We start from the raw sequence: 20427 nt of genomic DNA, 5'->3' as shown, positions 1-20427 counted from the left end.
CGCTACAGGGAGGGATCGAACGCACTCCCTTGCCGCGAACGAAAAAGGCGGGCCCGATCGGACCCGCCCCTTCATCAGCGCCGGCCGCGACGTACGGCCTTTACCGATAGATGCTTAGTTGGCAGCTTCGCCTTCCGAACCACCTTCAGCGGCGGAGCGGGCATCGGACAGCCACTGATCGACCGTCTCCTGATTGTTCTCGATCCAGGTCGAAGCCTGCTGGACGATGTCCTCTTCGCTGTCGGCTCCGTTGTTCATCTCGGCGTTCTGCGCGAAAATGTCTTTCAGCGGGATAGAGGCATTCTCGAAGATCACGCGTGCGGCGGGATTGGCTTCAAGAAACTCCGAGTTGACGACAGGCCGAATGTCGTTGGCCGGCCAGCCCATTTCGCAGGGATCGGCAACGCAGCCCTCGACGCCCTCGACAGTCGCAGCGTCGGCGAGGTTCATCTGCTCTTCCGGCAGACGAACTTCAGGGGTCTGGATCCAGACGACGTCTTCACCCGGAGAGAGCTCGTTGACGGTCCAGTTCGGCGTCCAGGTGTAAAAGAAGATCGGGTTGCCCTGCTGATAGGCAGCGATCGCGTCGGCCATGGCGGCGGAATAGTTCGCCTGGATGGCGTTGACGTGATCGTTCAGCTCGAAGGCGTCCAGCTGGAAGGTGATGGTCTCCTCACAGCCCCAGCCCGGAGGACACGCAACGAGATCGGCCTTGCCGTCGCCATTGCGGTCGAATGCCTGTTTGACTTCATCCTTGGTGAAGTCGGTGATCTGGGTAATTCCGAGTTCGTCGGCCGACTTTTTGTCGACGAGGTAACCCTGCAGGGCTCCGCCGCGAGCGACATAGCCGATCTGCTCGGCGCCGTTGCTGAACGTGCTTTCATACGTGTTGTGCAGCGGGAACCAGCCCTCGACCCAACCGGTCACGTCGCCCTGGCTGACGGCCTGATAGAAAGCCGGCGCATCGAGCGTCGTCGGCTGGCCGACTTCGTAGCCGAGTTCCTGCAGGAGCTGGCGATAGATTTCGGTGGAGAACCAGCCGGTGTCCCAAGTTGGGCGGGCCATGGTGACGGTGGTGCCTTCACCCGGCATCGAGGCTCCGTCCTGAGCGGCGGCCGGCAAGGTGCCGACAAAAGCCATGGACAGTGCCGTCGCGCCGACGAGAAGAGCCTTCGTGGACTTATGCATCATTCGTATTCAAACTCCCTATGATTGGTTCTTATTGGCAGGATGTGGCGATCCACTTGGATTGCCGCACCTATTTCGTGCCGGAGTCTCGCAACTCGGGCACATCCCTGTCAAACCGCGCACTTTATGATCTAGCGCGAGGCTCGATATCGGAACGCCGCTGCAATCACGGCGCGGCGTTCGAGAATCGGGGTTATTCCGCCGGCTCGGTCGAACGGCTTCCGCCGAAGATCGGCTTGAGCAGTCGGCTGACAGTGCCTTTGACCGACTTCGACTCGTCTGTCCGCTTCTTGGCCTCGCCGAGACCCTGTGTGATGCGATCGAGAATGATGGCGAGGAGCACGATGCCGACGCCTCCGGCCGTCGCCGTCCCAACCGCAAGGCGTCCGAGTCCGGTGTTCACCGTCAGCCCGAGCCCGCCCGCGCCGATCAGAGCCGCGATGACGACCATCGAGAGGGCGAGCATCAGGGTCTGGTTGAGACCGGCCATGATGGTGCGCAACGCGAGCGGCAGTTGCACCTCCCAGAGGATCTGCCGCGGCGTCGAACCGAACGCTTTGGCCGCTTCGATGAGATCGCCACGGACATTGCGAATGCCGAGATTGGTGAGGCGGATGATCGGCGGAAGCGCGAAGATGATGGTCGCGATGACGCCCGGCACCGTGCCGACGCCGAAGAGCATCACGATCGGCACGAGATAGACGAAGCTCGGGATCGTCTGCATGATGTCGAGGATCGGCCTCAGGATCGACAGGAACTTGTCGCTGCGCGCCGCAGCGATCCCGAGCGGCACGCCGAGGACGATACAGAAGACCACCGCGGTGATGATCATCGAGAGCGTCGTCATCGTCTCCGACCACAGGCCGATCATGTCGATGAAGGCGAGCGCGAGGACCGTGAAGATCGCCATACCACGACCTGCGGTGCGCCAGGCGATCAAGCCGAGGACGGCAGCGAAGATCAGCCAGGGCACCGCGTTCAGGAATGCGTCTAGATTCTGCATGAGGAAGTCGACGGGCTCCTGCATGGCGCGGAACACCGGCCTGAAGGTCGGCACTAGAAAGCCGCGAACGAAGTCGTCGACCCAGTCGGCGAAGGGAATCTCGAGCATGTCTGCGGGACTGTACATTATGGGTCACCAGGTGCGGGTTCGGGCGCCGGGCCGTCCGGCCGTCAGTGCGCCAGTCGGAATGTCAAACTTGCGTCACTCGGCCGCGGTCTTGAGCGCGGCCTCTTCTTCCACCGTTTCGTCGTCGCCAGCGAGTTCGGCGAAGATGGTCTCCGGTTCGACCACCCCGATCAGTTGGTCCGCATCGTCGACGATCGCGATCGGCAGGCCTTTGCGAGCAAGCGGGTAGAGTTCGAAGATCGGTTTCTTGCGATCGGCCTTCGGGAAGCTCGTCACCAGCGCCGACAAGCAGTCGCCGCCTGCGTTCTGGAGCGCGCCCTGGGCATCCCGGTAGCGTAGCACGCCCACCGGTTTGCCGTTCTCTACGACGTAGATCGCATCGCGGCCGAGACGCTCCATTGCGGACAACGCAGACGGAGCGACGAGATCGGCCTTCTGCAGCGCCTCCGCCGGCTTTGCGACACGCTGGGCCGGGAAGACGCGAGAGCGGTCGATATCTTTGGTGAAGGCCTCGACATAGGCGTCGGCTGGGCTGCCCACGATCTCTTCGGCCGTACCGACCTGCACGAAGCGGCCGCCCTTCATGATCGCAATCTTGTCGCCGAGGATGAGCGCCTCGTTGAGGTCGTGGGTGATGAAGACGATGGTCTTGCCGAGCGAGCGCTGCAGTTCGAGGAGCTCCTCCTGCATGTCCCGGCGGATCAGCGGATCGAGCGCGCCGAAGGGTTCGTCCATCAGGAGGACCTGCGGTTCCGCAGCGAGACCACGGGCAAGGCCGACACGCTGCTGCATGCCGCCCGAGAGCTGTTCGGGATAGCTGTCGGCGTATTGTTCGAGCCCGACCTGGGCCAGAGACTTGCGTGCCCGCTCGTTCCGCTCCGCAACGCCCACGCCCTTGATCTTCAGCCCGAAGGCCGCGTTTTCGAGGATCGTCTTATGGGGGAACAGGGCGAAGTGCTGAAAAACCATCGAGATCTTCTGACGACGGATCTCGCGAATCTTCTCGTCGCTGCAATGGGCGATGTCGTCGCCGTCGATAGTGATCGTCCCGGAGGTCGGCGCGATGAGGCCGTTGAGCATTCTGATCAGGGTCGACTTGCCCGATCCCGAAAGCCCCATCACGACGAAGATCTCGCCTTCCTCGATGTCGACGCTGACATCGTTGACACCCACGGTCGCGCCGGTCTCTGCGAGGATCTCGTCCTTCGTCTTGCCGCTTTCGATCAGGCGCATCGCCTCGTCGCCGCGTTCACCGAAGATTTTATAGAGAGCTTTGATGCTGAGCTTAGTCGCCATGGCCATGCGCCGTTAGAAGAGAGTGATTGTGCTTTCGCGCGAGCGTAGCACCCTCCATTCGGCACTGCAAAAGTCAAAATGTGAGGTTTCCGGCCGACTGCGGGCGAAAATCAACTTGGTGTAAAAAAGACCTCCGTCAGAATACCGCGAGGCGTTTTACAGATTTCGCGGGGGGTGCAAGACTGAAGTTGCCTCGGTTTGCGGAGCTCGAGGAGCGCGTTTCGTGTGCAGAAGCGTCGGTAATTATACGCCGATGTTCATTCCTTGGGGACGAGCCATGACTCGTTAGTCCCAGCATGCGAAAAGGCCCTCGCCGATCGACGAGGGCCTCCTTCCTTAAAGTAAAAGCCCGAATCAGAGCTCGCCCTTGCCCATCCGGTTCGCGATATGATCGGCTTGGCGTAGCGCCAACGAAACGATCGTAAGGGTCGGGTTCTCGGCAGCACCAGTCGTGAACTGCGAGCCGTCCGAAACGAAGAGGTTCGGCACATCGTGCGCCTGTCCGAAGCGGTTGACAACGCCGTCCTCCGGCCGCTCGCTCATGCGGTTCGTGCCAAGATTGTGCGTCGAGGGGTAGGGCGGCGTGTGAATGGTCCGCATCGCGCCCACCGCGTCGTAGATCGCTGAGCCTTGTTTGTAGGCGTGATCGCGCATCGCCGTATCGTTCGGGTGGTCGTCGAAATTCACGTTCGGGATCGGCATGCCATATTCGTCCGTTTCGTCCGCGAGCGTGATGCGGTTGTCCTCGCGCGGCATGTCCTCGCCGACGATCCACAGGCCGGCCATGTTGCGATACTGCTCCATGTCGGCGGCGAAGTCGCGGCCCCAGTCGCCCGGCATGAGGAAGGCCGCCATGAAGGGCAGGCCCAGCGATAGCGTCTCCAGTTCGTATCCACCGACGAAGCCGCGCGAGTCGTCGTGCTTGGCCTCGTCCTGCACGATGCCGGCCATCGTCGTGCCGCGATACATGTGAACCGGCTTGTCGAACACCCCGTAGACCGAGCCCGTAGTGTGTCGCATGTAGTTGCGGCCGACCTGGCCCGAGGAGTTGGCGAGACCGTCCGGGAACATCGAAGAGTTCGAGTTGAGAAGCAGGCGCGGGCTTTCGATCGAGTTGCCGGCAACGCAGACGACGCGGGCCTTCTGGCGCTGCTCGCGGCCTTCCGCATCCGCATAGACGACGCCGGTGACCTTGCCGGAGTCGTCGTGCTCGATCCGCATGACGTGGCTGTCCGGACGAACCTCCAGCCGCCCGGTCGCCTCGCCCTTCGGGATTTCCGAGACGAGGGTCGACCACTTCGCGCCGGACTTGCAGCCTTGGAAGCAAAAGCCGATCTGCATGCAGGAGGCCCGGTCGTCACGCGGTTCCGAATTGATGGCCATGCGTCCGGTGTGGACTTCCTTGTAGCCGATCTTCTTCGCGCCGGCTTCGAGCACCTTGAAATTGTTGTTGCCCGGCAGGCCCGGAATGCCGTTGGTGCGCGTCACGCCCATCCGGTCTTCCGCTTTCGCGTACCATGGCTCCATTTCCGCAAGATCGATCGGCCAGTCGAGAAGGTTTGCGCCCTCCACCTCGCCGTAATTGGTCCGCGCCTTGAATTCATGCTCCTGGAAGCGCAGCGAGGCGCCGGCCCAGTGGACCGTCGATCCGCCGACGGATTTTACGATCCAGGCCGGCAGGTTGGGGAAGTCCTTGGCGACCTGCCAATCGCCGGAGGTCATCCGCTTGTCCTTCCAGGCGAGCTGGCCGAAGGAATCCCATTCGTCGTTGATGAAGTCCCAGGTCTCGTGACGCGAGCCGGCTTCAAGGATGACGACGTCGATCCCCTTCTGCGCGAGTTCGGATCCGAGCGTGCCGCCGCCGGCGCCCGAGCCGACGATGACGACGACATTGGAATCGTTGTGGTCAAAAGGTGCTGGCATGATTTCTCCTCCCGAAGCCTCTCTTCCGCGTCTCCTCCTCGAGACTTGCTGCGGACCGCTTCTTCATGCGTGAAGTTTCATCGAACGGACTCCGGACCGTGCCGGGAGCGGGCGCTCTGGCGCCTCAGGAAATCCAGTCGATGTCGTTGAAACCGCGGTCCATGTAACCGCCCTTGTCTGCCGATGCACCCTCGTAGCCGAAGACGGGCCAGAGCTCTTTCTGGTTGTAGAGTCCGACGACCAGGTTGCCGCGCACCTTCTGAAAGAACGGATCGGTCTCGATGAGCTTCAGAAGCGCCGTGCGATCGTCGTCCGAGGGAATTTCGGAATAGCGCACCCCATGCGCGTCCATCGCCGCCTTATCGAGTTTGGCGCAGTTGTCTTCGAGGAAGGCAAGTTCTTCCTCGGAGGATCGGGCCGCCTCGTCCAGGATATTGACGGCGTTTGCGTAGTACTTGTCCTCGATCTGGGCGTGCGGATAGCAGTCGCGCGACATCTGGACGAGTGTCTTGAAGGTGTCGGGGTCCGTCGACTGCGGCATCTGTGCCCAGGCATTGCCGACGATGAGGCCGGAGGGCATGATCGTCATGGCCAGCAAGCCCGCGCCGGACTTCAGAAAGCCGCGGCGGTTCTGAACCAGGGTATCGTCTCTGAGCGCCATATCGTTTCCTCCCGATGGCGATGGAAAGAAGCGCCTCCCGGTCCTCCCGAGACCGGCAGGCACCGTATGTGTGAAGCTACTGGAAACGGCCAGCCCGCTCCAAAACCTCGATCTTGTAGCCGTCCGGATCCTCGATGAAGAAGAACCGGCCGAGCAGTGCCCCGTTGTAAGCAATTTCCTTGACGTCTTTCGGCGACAGGCCGGCGGCGACCATGCGCTCGCGTTCCGCCTTCACATCCTCGACCGAGAAGGCGATGTGGCCGTAGCCATTTCCAAGGTCGTAAGGCTCGCTTTGGTCGCCGTTGATCGTCAGTTCGAGTTCGTGCGTCGCATCGTCGTTCGAAAGGTAGACGAGGGTGAACCCGTCGAACGGAAAGCGGTCCGCGACCTTCAGTCCAAAGGCCTTTTCGTAGAATTCGACAGACCGCGCCTCGTCGAGAACGCGGATCATCGTATGGATCATTTTCGCCAAGCTGTTTCCTCGTCTGTCGTCTTTTCAATAGGACCCGCTTGTATCCGGGTGGTCCTTTCGCTTGGGGACAAGAGGTTGTTGAGGGCGCACCGGTCCCCGCCCGCGAAGTCGTTTCGAGCAGCTTAGGCGATCGCAGAACGGCAAAGGTAGTAGGATGGTGTTACGTCGCGCCCGACTTGTCGCAGGCGGCTCGGTTTAAGTCAGCTCGCCAGCGGCAAATGCTGGCTCTCACTCATCGAACGGATCGTCCGCTTGCCCGTTTCGCAATTCCAAGCCTTGGCCGCCTGCGCGCCCTGATGCTCCAGATGGACGAGGCAGGCGCAGCGCAGGTGAGAGGCGAAGTTCCTTACTTCGCCACGCAGATCCAGAACCTCGTCATGCAGCTTCGTCAGAAACTTCGCCAGCGACATGTCCTGACTCTCGGCAAGGTGTTCGAGCGTGCGCCAAAAGGCGGCTTCCAGTCGGATCGAAGTGGAATGTCCGCTCAGCCTCACCGAGCGCGTTTCGCCTTCGATTTCCTCCGGCGCGATCCCTGCAAACATCTGGCACATGACGCGAAGCCTCTTCCGAAACAGGATTTTATTAGAACCGTTTCAAGGTAGGCTGGCAAGGTTCGTGCGTGAATAATCGCGCCAACGGAATTGGTGTCCTGCGCTGCGCCGACTTATAGGAACCGCTCCAGTTCTTGCATCAGGCGGCGGCGCTCGCTGTTCTTGTGGATCTGTTGCGTGACGACTGTGTTGGGCGTGATCCGCGTGTTCTCGTCTGCCTGCCAATCGACAGTGAACCTGCGTTTCGCTCCGACCGGCAACTCTTCCGGACCGTAGAGGGCTACCACGGTCATCTCGACAGCCTTGATATCTGTTTTGCGCTCGATGTTCGGCGCATCGTTCGCCAGTTGCTCGATCAACGCATCGAAATGGCCGATGTCGAGATACCGCCCTCGCTCCAGACTGCCCTGACGCATAGCAGAGCGCGGATCCATGCCGAGGTCTTCCGACAGTTCGCGCATGTCGGTGAGCTGGATCTCGCTTTTGTCCTGATCGGTTTGGAGTTCGGCGATGAGGCTCGTCACGTAGACCGGCTCCTGGCTCATATTCGTGATGAGGCAGCGCGCCTTGAGGCCGGTCCCGGCGCCCCGTGTGATCAGGATGGAGGAGCGTCGCTGCCGGAGATAGCTGTTGAGAAGCAGCTGAAGATAGACCACCCAAACGCACAGCATCGCAGCGTTGATGAAGACACTGAGAACGCTGCTGTTCGCGCTGATCCATGAGAAGATCGACATATCGGCGGTTCCGGTTCGAGCTTTGCTTTCCAGCGCAGGTAACGCGCGGAAGATCTTGGACGAAGAATTGATCGGAGCCGACGAATAAAAAGGAGGCCGCCGTGTTCCGCCACGTTCCTTTCTTCCTGATGTGCCTTCTCGCCACCATGCTCTGCGCCCCCGCAGGGCTTGCGCAGGAGGCTTCCTCTGTCCGTGTCGAGCAATTTCAGCGCGAAGGCTGGACGACCGATTTTTCTCGGTCGGAAATCGATCTGTCGGAAGTCCGTGACGGCGGCCCCCCGAAGGATGGCATCCCCTCGATCGACGAACCTCGCTTCATACCCGTTTCGCAAGAGACCGACCTTGAAGCGAGCGAGCCCGTCATCCCGGTGACGATCGGAAGCGAAACCCGCGCTTATCCGGTGCGCATCCTGATGTTCCATGAGATCGTCAATGACCGCATCGCGGACGTGCCGGTCGCGGTCACTTATTGTCCCCTCTGCAATTCAGCGATCGTCTTCGATCGCCGCCTCGATCAAAGAGTCCTGGAGTTCGGCACGACCGGCAAGCTCAGAAGATCGGATCTCGTCATGTACGACCGTCAGACCGAGACCTGGTGGCAGCAGTTCACCGGTCGCGCCTTGGTTGGAGATCTGGCCGGACGCACGCTCGCGATGATCCCGACGGGCTTGGTCGCTTGGCAGGGTTTCAAAGAGCGCAATCCGGATGCTCAAGTGCTCCGGCCGCCAGAGACGATGCTGCGTGACTACGGTCGCAACCCCTATACTCGTTACGACAGCGCGCCGCGTCCCTTCCTCTACGACGGCGACATGCCAGACGGAATTGGCGCGATGGAGCGCGTCGTCCTCGTCCGCAACGAAGCCGGCGAGCCGATGGCTGCCATACCGATGAATGAGCTCCGCGAGGCCGTTTCGCTCGAGCGCGCCGGATACCGGCTCGACTGGAGCGCCGGGCAGGCCTCGGCCCTCGACGCCGAGCGGATCGCTGAGGGCCGAGACGTCGGCAATGTCCAAGTCCTAGACGCTTCTGGCCAACCCGCCCTCCACGAGGTCACCTTCGCGTTCGTGGCTCACGCATTCTATCCCGAGCTCAAGATCGAGTAATCGGCGGTTGCCAAGCGCATTCTGGCGCGCGAAACAGCGTCCATGCCGACAACCGTTCCGCCCCGCCGATCGCTACTCCTCGTCCCTGCGAGCAACGCCCGCGCGCTGGAAGCGTCCGACCGCGTCGAGGCCGACGGTATCGTCTACGATCTCTCGGAAACCGTTGCGCCCGCCGACAAGCCGGACGCGCGCGAGAAATTGCGTGCCCACCTTGCGACCTCGACTTTCGCTGGCGAGCGGATCGTCCGCATCAATGGCCTCGACACCATCTGGGGCACGGAGGATTTTCTTGCGGCTCGGGGCGCGGGGGTCGACGCGATCCTCCTCCCTCGGGTCGAGGAGCCCAGTGTGGTCCGCCAGATTGTCACCGCACTTCACGAGACCGATGCGCCCGAAGGACTGAAGCTCTGGGCGATGGTCGAGACGCCGACCGGCGTCGCCAACGCCACCGCTATCGCCGGCGAAAGCTCAGGCCGGCTCGCCGCCCTGGTCGTTGGGATCGGAACGCTCAAGATTGCTTCCGGCATGAGGCCCGACCGGGACCGCACCGAACTGACGCCCTGGCTGGCGACCATCGTTCTCGCTGCCAAATCCCGCGGCCTGAGCGCAATCGACAGCATCTTCCCGGATGTGCACGACGCTGAAGGTTTTTCGCGCGAATGTGGCAGCGGCCAGCGTCTCGGTTTTGACGGCAAGCTGACGATCCATCCCCAGCAGGTCGGCGAGGCCAACGAGCGCTTTTCGCCACCGCGCGCCGCGATCGAATGGGCCAAGAAAATGGTCGACGCGTTTTCGACGTCGCCGGACATCGAAGCCGGCGTCGCGACGCTGGACGGCCGCACCATCGACCGGCTGCACCTCGCCGAAGCCGATCGCATACTAAAGCTGCGCGACGCGATCGAGGCGCGGCGGCATTCCAAGGATCCATCGCCATGAAGCTCTATCGGTTCCTGAGCGGGCCCGACGATTCCGCATTCTGCCACAAGGTCTCTCTCGCGCTTTCGAAGGGCTGGGAGCTTCACGGCTCGCCGACCTATGCCTTCGATCAGGCGAGCGGGACGATGCGCTGCGGACAGGCGGTGACGAAGACGGTCGAGGGCAAGACCTACGATCCCGAGATGAAGCTCGGCGAGCAATAGGTGCGCGCCGGACCGACCCTTTGCGGACCCATGCACCGGCACACGACGTGAGACGGCCGGGTCCAATCGTGAAGCGAAGTTTCAGTGGGCTGGCCGCACTCCTCGCTCTCGTCGCACTTGGCCTGGCACTCGGGGTCCTCGTGCCGAGAGGCGGAGCGCCCGGGCCGCACAACGCGCCACACACCCGCGCTGTCCTTGTCCTGTCCAACGCGATCCACACGGACATCGCCCTGCCGCTCGATCCCATGACCCGTGAGGCTTTCGACTTCATCGAATCCGCGGGGCTGCCAATTTCCCGCCCCGATGCCGAATGGATCATGATCGGTTGGGGCGGCGAGACGTTCTACGTGAACACCCCGACCTGGAGCGATCTCGAATTCATGCCGGTGATCCGGTCGATTCTCGGCGATCGTTCCGTCCTGCGCGTCGGCCTCACCGGCGCGATCGATCCGGAGGCGCCCTTCGTGCGCGCGGTTCCGATTAGCGACGCCCGCTACCGAGACATGCTCGACGCCATCCTCCAGAGCTTTCGAACCGGGGACAGCACCGCACCGACCCCGCTCGCTGTTGCGGGCTACGGCGCCTTCGATCGCTTCTATCCTGCAAAAGGCTCTTTCCAGGCACTTTTCGGATGCAATACATGGACCGGCGACATGTTGAGGCGTGCGGGCATCACGACCGGGTTCTGGACGCCGCTTCCGCTTTTGCTCGACGCTTCGCTCGATTTGCATGCTGACGATGGTCGGCCGGAAGGGAACAGGTAAGCCTTCCCGAGCGTCTTTCTCCGGGTAAAACAAGATTCGGAGGACCGAGATGGCCAGCAACAAACAGTTGACCGACCACGATGCGATCAAGGCCTGGGCTGCTGAAAACAAAGGCAGGCCGTCGGTCGTCTCGGACACGAAGGGAGATGGTGGTTCAGGCCTCTTACGATTCGATCACGGTCAGGACAACGATGGGTTGGAGCCGATCTCATGGGAGCGCTTCTTCGAGATCTTCGAAGAACAGAATCTTGCGCTTCTCGTAGATGATTCCGGTGACAATTCGCAGTTCAGCAAGTTCGTCAGTCGCACTTGATGGCTGTAGCGGCACACGTGCGCCCATCCGCTCCATTGTGTCGCTGACCGTAACATCATAACAGATTGAGTCTCGCGGGATGACCGCGACCTTCAGATGAGAGTGTTATATGCTCACGGGTTCTGTGCTGACATTTCTGGTTTTTCTGGCGATCGTGTTCGTCGTCGCGATGAGCGGCGCGGTCTTCAAGCCGGGCCCGTGGTACGATACCCTTAACAAGCCTTCTTGGACGCCGCCGGACTGGGCATTCCCGACCGTTTGGACGGTCCTCTATCTCTTCATCGCAATCGCAGGATGGAGAGTTTACGAAGAAGCCGGTTTGGTTGCAGTGCCATTCGCGATCTACGCGGCACAACTGCTGGCAAATGCCGCGTGGTCGGCAATCTTCTTCGGAATGAAGCGTGCCGATTTGGCATTCGCCGATGTCGTCTTGCTCTGGTTCCTCGTCGCCGCGAACATCTTCGCCTTCCTGCCGATAGATCTGTGGGCCGGCCTGCTGCTCGTTCCCTACCTTGCGTGGGTTACGGCCGCGGCTTGCCTCAACTATTCGGTCTGGCAGCGGAACCCGCAAGCCTTCCCTGGGAAAGCGGTGTGACCCTTACCGGCTCTCGCGCGGTGGCGTCTCCATCCACTTTATTACGAACATCGCTGGAATGACCCAGAGGAAGCCAGTAAGCAAGAAGTAGGCAAGGTGCACCCAGCCGCTCGATTCCGCGAAGAAAGCGACGGCGACGGTCGTCGCAATCAGCGCGTAAACGGTGACCAGAAAAATGATGATGATCGTTCCGATGAACTTCTTCAGGCGAACCGGCATGTCGCTCCTTTTCGGTCTGGGTAGAGCCCGACACCGCGCGTAAATCCGGGCTGCCCTCCCGGCTCTTAATGGCAACGTTGGACCTCGATTACCAGCCGCTGGCGCTGCGGCCTATCGCATCCGCCAGCTTGTACCATGCTCGATTGCTCGGTCTTGAGACGCTGCGACGCTGAGGCGGCTTGTTTCCGCCCATAATCGGAGGCAAACGACGGCCCATGAGCACCGCCACATTCGATCGGGCCGAAACAACGGCCATACCTTCGGCCGAGCGCAATCGCTTCTGGGTGCGTCTCTGGCTTCTCGTCGTAGTCGCCTTCGTTTTCGCCATTGTCACCGTCGGCGGCGCAACACGGCTGACCGAGTCGGGCCTTTCCATCACTGAATGGAAGCCCATCCACGGCGTTGTCCCTCCGCTTTCGGCCGCGGAATGGGAAGCGGAATTCTCGCTCTACAAGCGCATTCCCCAGTATCAGGAACTGAACCGCGGCATGAGCCTGTCCGAGTTCAAGACGATCTTCTGGTGGGAATGGGCGCACCGGCTGCTCGCAAGAGGCATCGGCCTCGTCTTCGCGATCCCGCTTGTCTTCTTCTGGGCCACGGGCCGTCTTGAGCCATTCCTCAAGCCGCGTCTTTCCGGAATTCTGGCGCTCGGTGCAATCCAGGGCGGTATCGGCTGGTGGATGGTCGCCTCCGGCCTCGTTGACCGGACCGATGTCAGCCAGTATCGCCTCGCAACTCATCTTACCATCGCGTCTCTGATCCTGGCGGCTTCGCTGTGGGTTGCGGAAGGTCTCAAGCGCCGCGACGCCTCACCGCCGCCTACGCGCGGTTCGCTGCCCGTCAGTCTAGGGCTCGTCGCGCTGGTCGTCCTGCAGATCTATCTCGGTGGCATCGTCGCTGGCCTCAATGCAGGCCTCATCTACAACACCTGGCCGCTAATAGACGGAGCCTTCATCCCGGCCAATCTGTTCGGTCTTCAGCCAGCGTGGCTCAGCCTTTTCGAAGATCACCTGACGATCCAGTTCGTGCACCGGATGACCGCCTACCTGATATTCGTCTTGACGTTAATTCACGCAATCGCCGCGCAGATGATGGCGCCCGGCACGCATCATTCGCGGACGGCTTGGCTGCTCTTCGGAACCGTCGTCGTTCAGGTGATCATCGGGATCGTAACCCTGCTTCTCGTCGTACCGATCTCCTGGGCGTTGCTTCACCAGTTCGGCGGGGTCGTTGTTCTCGCTGTCGCTATCATTCACGCGCGGGGGCTAAAGGGCGAGTATCCGAGACGGGTCACCGCCACCGCTTGACCCGCTTACGGCACCCAGATGCACGAAGCTTTGAAGTCGGCTTGACCAGCCTGGTGCGGTCTGGCGCTTTGCCCTCCTGTCACATGCGTTACGCTGGCCGCGAAACGCACTGAACGTGCCGGAGGAGACTTCAATGACGATCCGCAGACAGCTTCTGACGACTGCCGTATCCGTGTCGATCGCGCTTATTGCCGGCAGCGCATTCGCGGGCGAAGCCGTGACCTATCAGGCCGACGGCGCCGATTACGAGGGCTATTACGCCCCGGCCTCGGGCGAGGGCGGCGCGGCCGGCATGGTCCTCATCATCCACGACTGGGACGGCCTTACCGACTACGAACGCCAGCGCGCCGACATGCTGGCCGAGATGGGCTACGACGCCTTCGCCGTCGATCTGTTTGGCGCGGGCAATCGGCCCGAAACTGTCGAGCTTCGCCGCGAAGCAACGGGCGCACTCTACGACGATCGGGACGCGATGCGTACGCGCATCATGGCCGGCCTCGCTGCGGCTCGCGAAAACTCCAAGGCCGATAACACCGTCGTAATGGGATATTGCTTCGGGGGAGCTGCGGTCATGGAGGCGGCGCGCTCGGGCAAGGCCGACAACATCGCCGGCTGGGCAGCCTTCCACGGCGGCCTGACGACGCCGGAGGGGCAGAGCTATCCGGACGATACGGCTCCGATCCTCATCCTGCAGGGCGGCGCGGACACCTCGACCCCGCCGTCTGAGGCCTACGATCTCGTGCAAACGCTCGAAGAGCAGGGCATCACCTACGGCCTCCACGTCTATTCCGGCGCCCCGCACGCCTTCACCGTGATGGGTTCGGACCGGTATCAGGAGCGCGCGGACCAGAAATCCTGGAGCGTGTTCCAAGACTTCCTGAGCGAGAACTTGGGATAAAGCTTGCTGCCGATATGCTCGGGAGCGCTGCGTCGAAGCCCTCGATAGGGCGCTCCTTTTGCAAGATCGCGCGTAATCAGGGAAACAGCGGCAGCTGTTCCAGGCCGAGCGTCTCGTCCATGCCGTAGGCGAGGTTGAAGTTCTGCAGCGCTTGGCCGGCTGAGCCTTTGACCAGATTGTCCAGCGTCGAGATGACAATGGCGCGGCCCGGAATACGGTCGGGGATGACGTTCATCGCCACATAGTTCGAGCCGCGCACCATCTGAGTCTGCGGCAGGGTCTCGCCATCGAGGATGGTGACGAAGGGCTCGCCGGAATAAGCGTCTATCAGCGCGTCCTTCAGGTCCGACGCGCTCGCGCCGTTCTTCATGCGCACATAGCTGGTGGTCAGCTCGCCTCGGCTCATGGGGATGAGATGGGGCGTGAAATTGACGCGCAGTCCTTCGAGATTGGCGGCCTTGCCGATCTCCTGCTCGATCTCGGCCATGTGCCGGTGCTTGCCGACGGCATAGGGCGAGATGCCTTCGCCGGCTTCGCAGAAGAGTGTATTTTCCTTCAGCCCACGGCCGGCACCCGAGACGCCGGATTTGGCGTCGATAACGAGGTCCGTCGCGTCGATCAGATCCTTAATGGCGAGGGGGACGAGCGAAAGGAGGACCGCAGTCGGATAACACCCCGGGCAGGCGATCAGCCGCGCTGCCTCGATCTCGTCGCGGTAGAGTTCGGTGAGGCCGTAGGCGGCCTCCGGCTGGATCTCCGCCGCAATATGATCGAGCCCATACCATTCCTTGTAGGCGGCTGGATCGCGCAGCCGGAAATCGGCCGACATGTCGATGATCTTCACCTTCGGATGGGTCTCGAAGATCTGCTTGGTAATCGCCTGGGTGGTGCCGTGCGGCAGGCCGCAGAAGACGGCGTCGACCGCGGCCCAGTCGGCGTCGTCGATCGAAATTAGGTCCGGAAGGTCGACATGCGAGAAATGGCGGAAGACGTCCTTCACCGGTTTGCCGGCATGGGCGTTCGCCGTGAGCACGGTGAGCTCGATCGTCGGATGGCGCAAAGCGAGGCGGATGAGATCCGCACCCGTATATCCGCTCGCGCCGAGAACTCCGACCTTGATCTTTTCCATGGCTTTCCGACCGATTTCTTGGGATGGTTCCGCGACCGGAAGGGAGCCGATGGCCGCACGATGGTCGGAGTGGCAGGATTTGAACCTGCGACCCCCTCGTCCCGAACGAGGTGCGCTACCAGGCTGCGCTACACTCCGACATCTCCGACCATGCGCACGAGGCGGCCGGATGAGCGCCCATATAACCGCTCGCCCCCGGTGCCGCAAGCGCATTTCGCCTCGAAACGTGAGGGCTTTCCGAAGCCTTTCGCGACGTGCCGCAAATCATGCTTCTTCGCTGTTCTCAGCTAGCCGCTGCGCCCTGTCGTTCGGCTTCGATGCCTGCGATTGCGTTGGCGAAATCCTTCGCCTTGAAGGGCTCGAGATCGTCGATGCCTTCCCCTACGCCGACGAAATAGACCGGCAGTTTGTGCTTGGAGCCGATCGCGACGAGGATACCGCCGCGCGCGGTGCCGTCGAGCTTTGTCATGACGAGGCCGTTGACGCCTGCGACGTTCCGGAAGATGTCGACCTGGTTCATGGCGTTCTGGCCGGTCGTCGCGTCCAGCGTCTGTAGCACGGTGTGCGGCGAGTCGGGATCGCGTTTCTGGAGAACGCGGATGATCTTTTCGAGCTCGGCCATCAGCTCGGCCTTGTTCTGGAGGCGGCCGGCCGTGTCGATGATGAGGACGTCCGACTTGTTCTTGACCGCGACGTCGTAGGCATCGAAGGCGAGCCCCGCGGCGTCCGCCCCGATCTGGCGCGCGACGACCTCGGAATTGGTGCGCTCGCCCCAGATCTTCAGCTGTTCGACGGCCGCAGCGCGAAACGTGTCGCCGGCGGCGAGCGTTACGGAAATCCCCGCGCGCGTCAGCTTGGCGGCGAGCTTGCCGATGGTCGTCGTCTTGCCGGTGCCGTTGACGCCGACGACGAGGATGACGTGGGGCACCTTGTCGAGATCGAGCTCCAGCGGCTGGGCCACGGGATCGAGGGTCTTTTCGATCTCTTCGGCGAGCACGCGCTTCACCTCGCTGCCTGAGATCTCCTTGCCGTAGCGGCCCTCCGAAAGCCGGTCGGTGATGCGCATCGCGGTCTCGACACCGAGATCGGCCTGGATCAGAACGTCCTCGAAATCCTGGAGGACATCGTCGTCGAGTCGGCGTTTGGTGAAGATCGAAGTGATCGAACCGGTGAGGTTCGAAGAGGATCGGCCGAGAGCCTCGCGCAGGCGTTGCAGCCACGGGAGTTTCGGGGCCGCTGCCACGCTCTGGTCTTCACGGCGCGCTTCTTCGCGCAACCGGAACCCAGCATCGTCGGAAACTTCTGGAAGCGGCCGGTCGCGGGCGACAGCGCTCGAGCGTGGAGCATCTTCGTCCTCGTCCGGCGGAAGGTCGCTGTCGAGCCAGGAGAAGTCGCTGTCGTCAGCCTGATCGTCCTCCACCGCGTCGCTGCGCAGGAATTCGGGTTCGTCGGGGCTCTCGACGGGTTGCGGATGATGCTCGCCGGCCTCCGGCACGGAGGTCGGATGCCCGGCGCTCTTTACCGGGGCGGGAGAACCCGTCTCGTCCGTCGAAACCGGTGGCGTCTCCTCGGCGCGCGGCGTTTCCTCCGGCGCATCGGTCAACCAGTCGGCGGATGCTTCTTCACCGCCTTCCGGATCACGATCTGCAGCGGGGTCGACCGGCTCGTCGAGAAAGCCGAACTCTTCGCTTTGGCTTTGCGCGTCGGCCTCGCGTTCGGCCGGCGTTTCGTCGCTGTCGAGAAAGCTGAAGTCGCTGCTTTCTTCGTCTTCAGTCGGTTCGCCTAGTTCCAGCGGCTCCTCTGAGCCGTTTTTTTTTGAGCAGAGCCGCCCGTGGCCGAACTTTCCTCGCTCTGACGTTCCATTTCCTTGAGCGGCGTGATGCCGCCATTATCAGAGTTTTCCGCTCCCGCCTCCGCGTCGGCACCGACATGAGCAGCTGCTACAGGCCGCAAGTCTGGATCGGGCGCGCTGTCCCGGCCGACCTCGGTATCGTTGGGACGCGGCATCTGGCCATTCTCAGGCGTCCGTTCTTCTTCGCTCGCGGAACCGAACGAAAAGATGCGTTTGAAGAAGCCCTTCTTCTCGGCCATGGCGTGTCGTCATCCTTTCAACGATCGGCGTCGGATGCGCCAGAACTTGGCGACCTGCCGTCAAAACGCAAGCGGCGCAGTATCGAGCATTCCACCGCTTGCACCGATGATCTTAGTAGCGACCAGTGATCCGGGAAGCCCGTCCGCGACCCTGCAAAGGGTAAAGTCCTCGGCCCGGCCGACACCTTCGCGCTCGACAAGGATCGAGCGCTGCGTGCCGATTTGTCGCGTGAGATGCCGTGCGAACGCGTTCTCACCGGCAGCGCGAAGCCGCGCCGCTCGATTCTTGATCACGCTTTTCTCAAGCTGCGGCATGCGCGCGGCTGGCGTGCCTTCGCGGGGGCTGAACGGGAAGACGTGCAGGAAGGTGAGTCCGCATTCCTCGACGAGCTTCAGCGTGTTCTCGAACATCGCTTCGGTCTCGGTCGGGAAGCCGGCGATGAGATCAGCCCCGAAAACGATGTCGGGGCGCTTCCGACGCATCTCGGTGCAGAATGCGATGGAATCAGCCCTCAGATGCCGGCGCTTCATGCGCTTCAAAATCATGTCGTCCCCGGCCTGGAGCGAAAGATGCAGATGCGGCATGACGCGGGGATCGGAGGCAATCGCCTCGATCAGCGCCTCGTCGGCCTCCACGCTGTCGATCGACGACAGGCGGAGGCGCGGCAGGTCGGGAACGTTCTTCAGGATCGACTGGATCAGCTTGCCGAGCTTCGGCGCGCCGGGAAGGTCCGCCCCCCAGCTCGTCATGTCGACTCCGGAAAGAACGACCTCGTTGTAGCCCGAAGCGACCAGCCGCTTCACCTGTTCGACCACGGCGCCCATGGGCACGGAACGCGAATTGCCCCGGCCATAGGGGATGATGCAGAAGGTGCAGCGGTGGTCGCAGCCGTTCTGGATCTGGACGATCGCCCGTGCGCGGCCCTCGATCGCATCGACCATGTGGCCGGCGGTCTCGGTCACGCTCATGATGTCGTTGACCTTGACCTTTTCTTCCGCTGCGACGCCGAAATCGGGGAGGGCAGCGTAGCTTTCGGCCTTCAGCTTCTCGTCGTTGCCGATGACCGCGTCGACCTCGATCATTTCGGCGAATCGCGCCGGCTCCGTCTGGGCCGCGCAGCCGGTGACTACGATGCGCGCGTCCGGGTTCTCGCGCCGAGCCTTGCGGATCTGCTGGCGGGCCTGACGCACGGCCTCGGCGGTGACCGCGCAGGTATTGAAGACGATGGCCGGGCGTTCGCCAGCGCCGAGGCCGGCGGCGCTGGCCTCGCGCTTCATCACCTCCGCCTCGTAGGTGTTAAGGCGGCAGCCGAAGGAGACGACGTCGACACCCATCAGGCGGGCTCCGCTTCCTCTTGGGCGTCGCGCACGAAATCGCCGGTCGCGGGGTCGAGCCGGCCGGACCACATCCAAGTCGCGGGGCCGGTCATCATCACCTTGTCGTCCTCACGCCAGTGGATGAGGAGGTCGCCGCCGGGCACGGTGACGGTCACGGCGCGGTCCGTTCGCCCGGTGCGCGCGGCGGAGACGGCGGCGGCGCAGGCGGCCGAGCCGCAGGCGAGCGTCAGTCCGACGCCGCGCTCCCAGGTGCGCAGGGTGAGGGAATCGGACGCGGTGACCTGGGCGATGGAAATGTTAGCGCGTTCGGGAAAGATCGGATGGTGTTCGAGAACTGGGCCGAACCGCTCCAGATCATAGCTCCAGACGTCGTTCTTCACCCAGAATATGGCGTGCGGATTGCCCATGGAGGCGACCGAGGGCGAATGGAGGACCGGCGCATCGATCGGGCCGATCTGCAGTTCGATCGCGCGGGTATCGCGGAACTCCTCGGCGAGGGGGATGTCTTCCCAGCCGAAGCGGGGCCGGCCCATGTCGACGGTGATCATGCCATCATCGGCTTCATGCGCGATAATGATGCCTGCGCGCGTCTCGAAGGTGAAGTCTCGCTGACCGTTCTCGCTGCCGAGGGCCTGGACCACGCAGCGCGTACCGTTTCCGCAGGCCTCGGCCTCCGAACCGTCGCGATTGATGATGCGGATGAGCGCGTCCGTACCGTCGAGGCGCGGGTCGTGGATCGCCATGATCTGGTCGAAACGCGTCGCTTCATGGCCGGCCAGCGCGCGCGCGGCCTGGGGCGAGATACGCGTCTTCGACCCGCGCAGATCGGCGACGACGATCTCGTTGCCAAGGCCGTTCATCCTCGCGAAAGGCACACTCATCCTGGCGTCTGGGTCGGTCTCTCCGCTCATGGCCGCTATATGGCCGATGATCATCTCGAATGGAAGGCGGGTTAGGCTGTGGCCGCCTTATTGGCCACGGCCCCCATTTGGCCGAGCAGCGAACCAGGCCAGGACATGCGCCCCGGCGAAAATGCACGCCCGGAGCACAGCGTCGATCGATCAGTTGCCGCCGGACGAGCCTTCGCCGCCACCGCCACCACCCGCATCTCCGCCGCCGGAGCTTTCTCCACCGCCACCGCCACCGGACTCGCCGCCACCGCCCGCATCTATGTTCACGTCGGGCGCTTCGATGCTGACGTCTCCACCGCCACCGCCGGACGAGCCGCCGCCGAAAAGGCCACCGCCGAAGGCGAAGAATGCGCCGATCAGGATCACCACGAGAAGAACGCCGGCGATCAGCCAACCACCACCACCTCCGCCACCGCCCCCCGAGCCGCGATCATTGTTGACGATGACCGTGCGATCGCGGGGTTCGTTGGGCGGGGTCGTGTTGCTCATGGGATGGCCTTTTCGCAAATTTTCGATATCGGACTGCGAACGCCGATCCTTGCGAGCCGTTCCCCGGCTATGAAAATCAGGGTTAAAGGGGCTTGGAAGCGACGATTCATGGAAGCTTGAACGGCCTAGGTTTTTCTCAGAAGCGTTCCCTCCACGATGTTTCCTTCGGAACTGCCC

Annotated in this window: 23 protein-coding genes and 1 tRNA gene; 8 read left to right on the top strand and 16 right to left on the bottom strand. The window is 62.5% G+C overall.

All coding sequences use genetic code 11. The features are described from left to right. Positions 1-114: 114 nt before the first annotated feature. The 8 genes from proX to FP2506_RS09360 all read right to left on the bottom strand — a co-directional run bounded on the left by proX (position 115) and on the right by FP2506_RS09360 (position 7954). Complete coding sequence (proX, locus tag FP2506_RS09395; protein ID WP_007067225.1) at positions 115-1191, bottom strand: glycine betaine/L-proline ABC transporter substrate-binding protein ProX; 1077 nt, start codon at positions 1189-1191, stop codon at positions 115-117. A 190-nt stretch (positions 1192-1381) separates the two neighbouring features. Next, positions 1382-2317: an ABC transporter permease gene (locus FP2506_RS09390; RefSeq protein ID WP_040489064.1), complete on the bottom strand. Its 936-nt coding sequence runs from the start codon at positions 2315-2317 to the stop codon at positions 1382-1384. Positions 2318-2392: 75 nt separating this feature from the next. Continuing rightward, positions 2393-3613: a quaternary amine ABC transporter ATP-binding protein gene (locus FP2506_RS09385; protein ID WP_040489659.1), complete on the bottom strand. Its 1221-nt coding sequence runs from the start codon at positions 3611-3613 to the stop codon at positions 2393-2395. A gap of 354 nt (positions 3614-3967) precedes the next feature. Further along, complete coding sequence (locus FP2506_RS09380) at positions 3968-5536, bottom strand: GMC family oxidoreductase (protein WP_007067222.1); 1569 nt, start codon at positions 5534-5536, stop codon at positions 3968-3970. A gap of 124 nt (positions 5537-5660) precedes the next feature. Then, positions 5661-6197, bottom strand: coding sequence for a hypothetical protein (locus FP2506_RS09375; protein WP_007067221.1), 537 nt, complete (start codon positions 6195-6197; stop codon positions 5661-5663). Positions 6198-6273: 76 nt separating this feature from the next. Further along, a complete protein-coding gene (locus tag FP2506_RS09370; RefSeq protein ID WP_040489062.1) occupies positions 6274-6669 on the bottom strand; it encodes a VOC family protein in 396 nt (131 codons plus the stop codon). Positions 6670-6869: 200 nt separating this feature from the next. Continuing rightward, on the bottom strand, positions 6870-7220 hold the full coding sequence (locus FP2506_RS09365) for a ribbon-helix-helix domain-containing protein (protein ID WP_007067219.1): 351 nt from the start codon (positions 7218-7220) through the stop codon (positions 6870-6872). 113 nt (positions 7221-7333) lie between these two features. Further along, the gene (locus tag FP2506_RS09360) at positions 7334-7954 is read right to left on the bottom strand and encodes a hypothetical protein (protein WP_050765060.1); all 621 of its coding nucleotides are present in this window, start codon (positions 7952-7954) and stop codon (positions 7334-7336) included. A gap of 101 nt (positions 7955-8055) precedes the next feature. Between FP2506_RS09360 and FP2506_RS09355 the strand changes: the two genes are divergently transcribed. The 6 genes from FP2506_RS09355 (at position 8056) to FP2506_RS09330 (ending at position 11868) form a co-directional block, all read left to right on the top strand. After that, a complete protein-coding gene (locus FP2506_RS09355; protein ID WP_007067216.1) occupies positions 8056-9057 on the top strand; it encodes a DUF3179 domain-containing protein in 1002 nt (333 codons plus the stop codon). A 42-nt stretch (positions 9058-9099) separates the two neighbouring features. Next, a complete protein-coding gene (locus FP2506_RS09350) occupies positions 9100-9993 on the top strand; it encodes an HpcH/HpaI aldolase/citrate lyase family protein (RefSeq protein WP_007067215.1) in 894 nt (297 codons plus the stop codon). Continuing rightward, a complete protein-coding gene (locus FP2506_RS09345) occupies positions 9990-10196 on the top strand; it encodes a DUF1737 domain-containing protein (RefSeq protein WP_007067214.1) in 207 nt (68 codons plus the stop codon). The genes FP2506_RS09350 and FP2506_RS09345 overlap by 4 nt, the downstream gene beginning before the upstream one ends. 68 nt (positions 10197-10264) lie before the next feature. Beyond that, positions 10265-10960 carry a TIGR02117 family protein gene (locus tag FP2506_RS09340; protein WP_007067213.1) on the top strand — a complete coding sequence of 232 codons (696 nt, stop codon included), beginning with the start codon at positions 10265-10267 and terminating at the stop codon, positions 10958-10960. 49 nt (positions 10961-11009) lie between these two features. Continuing rightward, a complete protein-coding gene (locus FP2506_RS09335) occupies positions 11010-11273 on the top strand; it encodes a hypothetical protein (RefSeq protein WP_007067212.1) in 264 nt (87 codons plus the stop codon). Between the two features lie 109 nt (positions 11274-11382). Continuing rightward, positions 11383-11868 carry a TspO/MBR family protein gene (locus tag FP2506_RS09330; protein ID WP_007067210.1) on the top strand — a complete coding sequence of 162 codons (486 nt, stop codon included), beginning with the start codon at positions 11383-11385 and terminating at the stop codon, positions 11866-11868. 3 nt (positions 11869-11871) lie between these two features. On the opposite strand, the gene FP2506_RS09325 is transcribed toward FP2506_RS09330, so the two are convergent. Then, positions 11872-12087 (bottom strand): DUF2842 domain-containing protein, encoded by a 216-nt coding sequence (locus FP2506_RS09325; protein WP_007067209.1) that lies wholly within the window; start codon positions 12085-12087, stop codon positions 11872-11874. A gap of 215 nt (positions 12088-12302) precedes the next feature. Here FP2506_RS09325 and FP2506_RS09320 point away from each other — a divergent pair, with 215 nt between their 5' ends. After that, positions 12303-13394 carry a COX15/CtaA family protein gene (locus tag FP2506_RS09320; RefSeq protein ID WP_007067208.1) on the top strand — a complete coding sequence of 364 codons (1092 nt, stop codon included), beginning with the start codon at positions 12303-12305 and terminating at the stop codon, positions 13392-13394. A 133-nt stretch (positions 13395-13527) separates the two neighbouring features. After that, a complete protein-coding gene (locus tag FP2506_RS09315) occupies positions 13528-14292 on the top strand; it encodes a dienelactone hydrolase family protein (protein ID WP_007067207.1) in 765 nt (254 codons plus the stop codon). A 76-nt stretch (positions 14293-14368) separates the two neighbouring features. Here the strand turns inward: FP2506_RS09315 and argC are convergent, their stop codons facing one another. The 7 genes from argC to FP2506_RS18965 all read right to left on the bottom strand — a co-directional run bounded on the left by argC (position 14369) and on the right by FP2506_RS18965 (position 20250). Then, positions 14369-15421: an N-acetyl-gamma-glutamyl-phosphate reductase gene (gene argC / locus FP2506_RS09310; protein WP_007067206.1), complete on the bottom strand. Its 1053-nt coding sequence runs from the start codon at positions 15419-15421 to the stop codon at positions 14369-14371. A gap of 61 nt (positions 15422-15482) precedes the next feature. Further along, positions 15483-15559 (bottom strand) — tRNA-Pro (locus FP2506_RS09305). Positions 15560-15704: 145 nt separating this feature from the next. Further along, positions 15705-17213, bottom strand: a complete 1509-nt coding sequence (gene ftsY, locus FP2506_RS19500) for a signal recognition particle-docking protein FtsY (protein WP_081448307.1) — start codon at positions 17211-17213, stop codon at positions 15705-15707. Then, a complete protein-coding gene (locus FP2506_RS09295) occupies positions 17204-17512 on the bottom strand; it encodes a hypothetical protein (RefSeq protein WP_007067203.1) in 309 nt (102 codons plus the stop codon). Before FP2506_RS09295 ends, ftsY begins: the two co-directional genes overlap by 10 nt. Positions 17513-17572: 60 nt before the next feature. Beyond that, positions 17573-18847, bottom strand: a complete 1275-nt coding sequence (gene mtaB / locus FP2506_RS09290) for a tRNA (N(6)-L-threonylcarbamoyladenosine(37)-C(2))-methylthiotransferase MtaB (RefSeq protein WP_007067202.1) — start codon at positions 18845-18847, stop codon at positions 17573-17575. Next, the gene (gene dapF, locus FP2506_RS09285) at positions 18847-19731 is read right to left on the bottom strand and encodes a diaminopimelate epimerase (RefSeq protein WP_040489656.1); all 885 of its coding nucleotides are present in this window, start codon (positions 19729-19731) and stop codon (positions 18847-18849) included. Before dapF ends, mtaB begins: the two co-directional genes overlap by 1 nt. A gap of 180 nt (positions 19732-19911) precedes the next feature. Next, on the bottom strand, positions 19912-20250 hold the full coding sequence (locus FP2506_RS18965) for a hypothetical protein (RefSeq protein ID WP_007067200.1): 339 nt from the start codon (positions 20248-20250) through the stop codon (positions 19912-19914). Positions 20251-20427: the final 177 nt, after the last annotated feature.

This window comes from Fulvimarina pelagi HTCC2506, from assembly GCF_000153705.1.
Lineage (GTDB): Bacteria > Pseudomonadota > Alphaproteobacteria > Rhizobiales > Rhizobiaceae > Fulvimarina > Fulvimarina pelagi.
The sequence above is the reverse complement of the archived record's forward strand: the minus strand, read 5'-3'. Positions and strand labels throughout refer to the sequence as shown.

Excerpts from the sequence above, each read along its gene's own strand:
- proX (WP_007067225.1), bottom strand. The coding sequence starts at position 1,191 with ATGATGCATAAGTCCACGAAGGCTCTTCTCGTCGGCGCGACGGCACTG.
- FP2506_RS09390 (WP_040489064.1), bottom strand. The coding sequence starts at position 2,317 with ATGTACAGTCCCGCAGACATGCTCGAGATTCCCTTCGCCGACTGGGTC.
- FP2506_RS09385 (WP_040489659.1), bottom strand. The coding sequence starts at position 3,613 with ATGGCGACTAAGCTCAGCATCAAAGCTCTCTATAAAATCTTCGGTGAA.
- FP2506_RS09380 (WP_007067222.1), bottom strand. The coding sequence starts at position 5,536 with ATGCCAGCACCTTTTGACCACAACGATTCCAATGTCGTCGTCATCGTC.
- FP2506_RS09375 (WP_007067221.1), bottom strand. The coding sequence starts at position 6,197 with ATGGCGCTCAGAGACGATACCCTGGTTCAGAACCGCCGCGGCTTTCTG.
- FP2506_RS09365 (WP_007067219.1), bottom strand. The coding sequence starts at position 7,220 with ATGTGCCAGATGTTTGCAGGGATCGCGCCGGAGGAAATCGAAGGCGAA.
- FP2506_RS09360 (WP_050765060.1), bottom strand. The coding sequence starts at position 7,954 with ATGTCGATCTTCTCATGGATCAGCGCGAACAGCAGCGTTCTCAGTGTC.
- FP2506_RS09350 (WP_007067215.1), top strand. The coding sequence starts at position 9,100 with ATGCCGACAACCGTTCCGCCCCGCCGATCGCTACTCCTCGTCCCTGCG.
- FP2506_RS09345 (WP_007067214.1), top strand. The coding sequence starts at position 9,990 with ATGAAGCTCTATCGGTTCCTGAGCGGGCCCGACGATTCCGCATTCTGC.
- FP2506_RS09335 (WP_007067212.1), top strand. The coding sequence starts at position 11,010 with ATGGCCAGCAACAAACAGTTGACCGACCACGATGCGATCAAGGCCTGG.
- FP2506_RS09330 (WP_007067210.1), top strand. The coding sequence starts at position 11,383 with ATGCTCACGGGTTCTGTGCTGACATTTCTGGTTTTTCTGGCGATCGTG.
- FP2506_RS09325 (WP_007067209.1), bottom strand. The coding sequence starts at position 12,087 with ATGCCGGTTCGCCTGAAGAAGTTCATCGGAACGATCATCATCATTTTT.
- FP2506_RS09320 (WP_007067208.1), top strand. The coding sequence starts at position 12,303 with ATGAGCACCGCCACATTCGATCGGGCCGAAACAACGGCCATACCTTCG.
- FP2506_RS09315 (WP_007067207.1), top strand. The coding sequence starts at position 13,528 with ATGACGATCCGCAGACAGCTTCTGACGACTGCCGTATCCGTGTCGATC.
- argC (WP_007067206.1), bottom strand. The coding sequence starts at position 15,421 with ATGGAAAAGATCAAGGTCGGAGTTCTCGGCGCGAGCGGATATACGGGT.
- FP2506_RS09295 (WP_007067203.1), bottom strand. The coding sequence starts at position 17,512 with ATGGCCGAGAAGAAGGGCTTCTTCAAACGCATCTTTTCGTTCGGTTCC.
- mtaB (WP_007067202.1), bottom strand. The coding sequence starts at position 18,847 with ATGGGTGTCGACGTCGTCTCCTTCGGCTGCCGCCTTAACACCTACGAG.
- dapF (WP_040489656.1), bottom strand. The coding sequence starts at position 19,731 with ATGAGTGTGCCTTTCGCGAGGATGAACGGCCTTGGCAACGAGATCGTC.
- FP2506_RS18965 (WP_007067200.1), bottom strand. The coding sequence starts at position 20,250 with ATGAGCAACACGACCCCGCCCAACGAACCCCGCGATCGCACGGTCATC.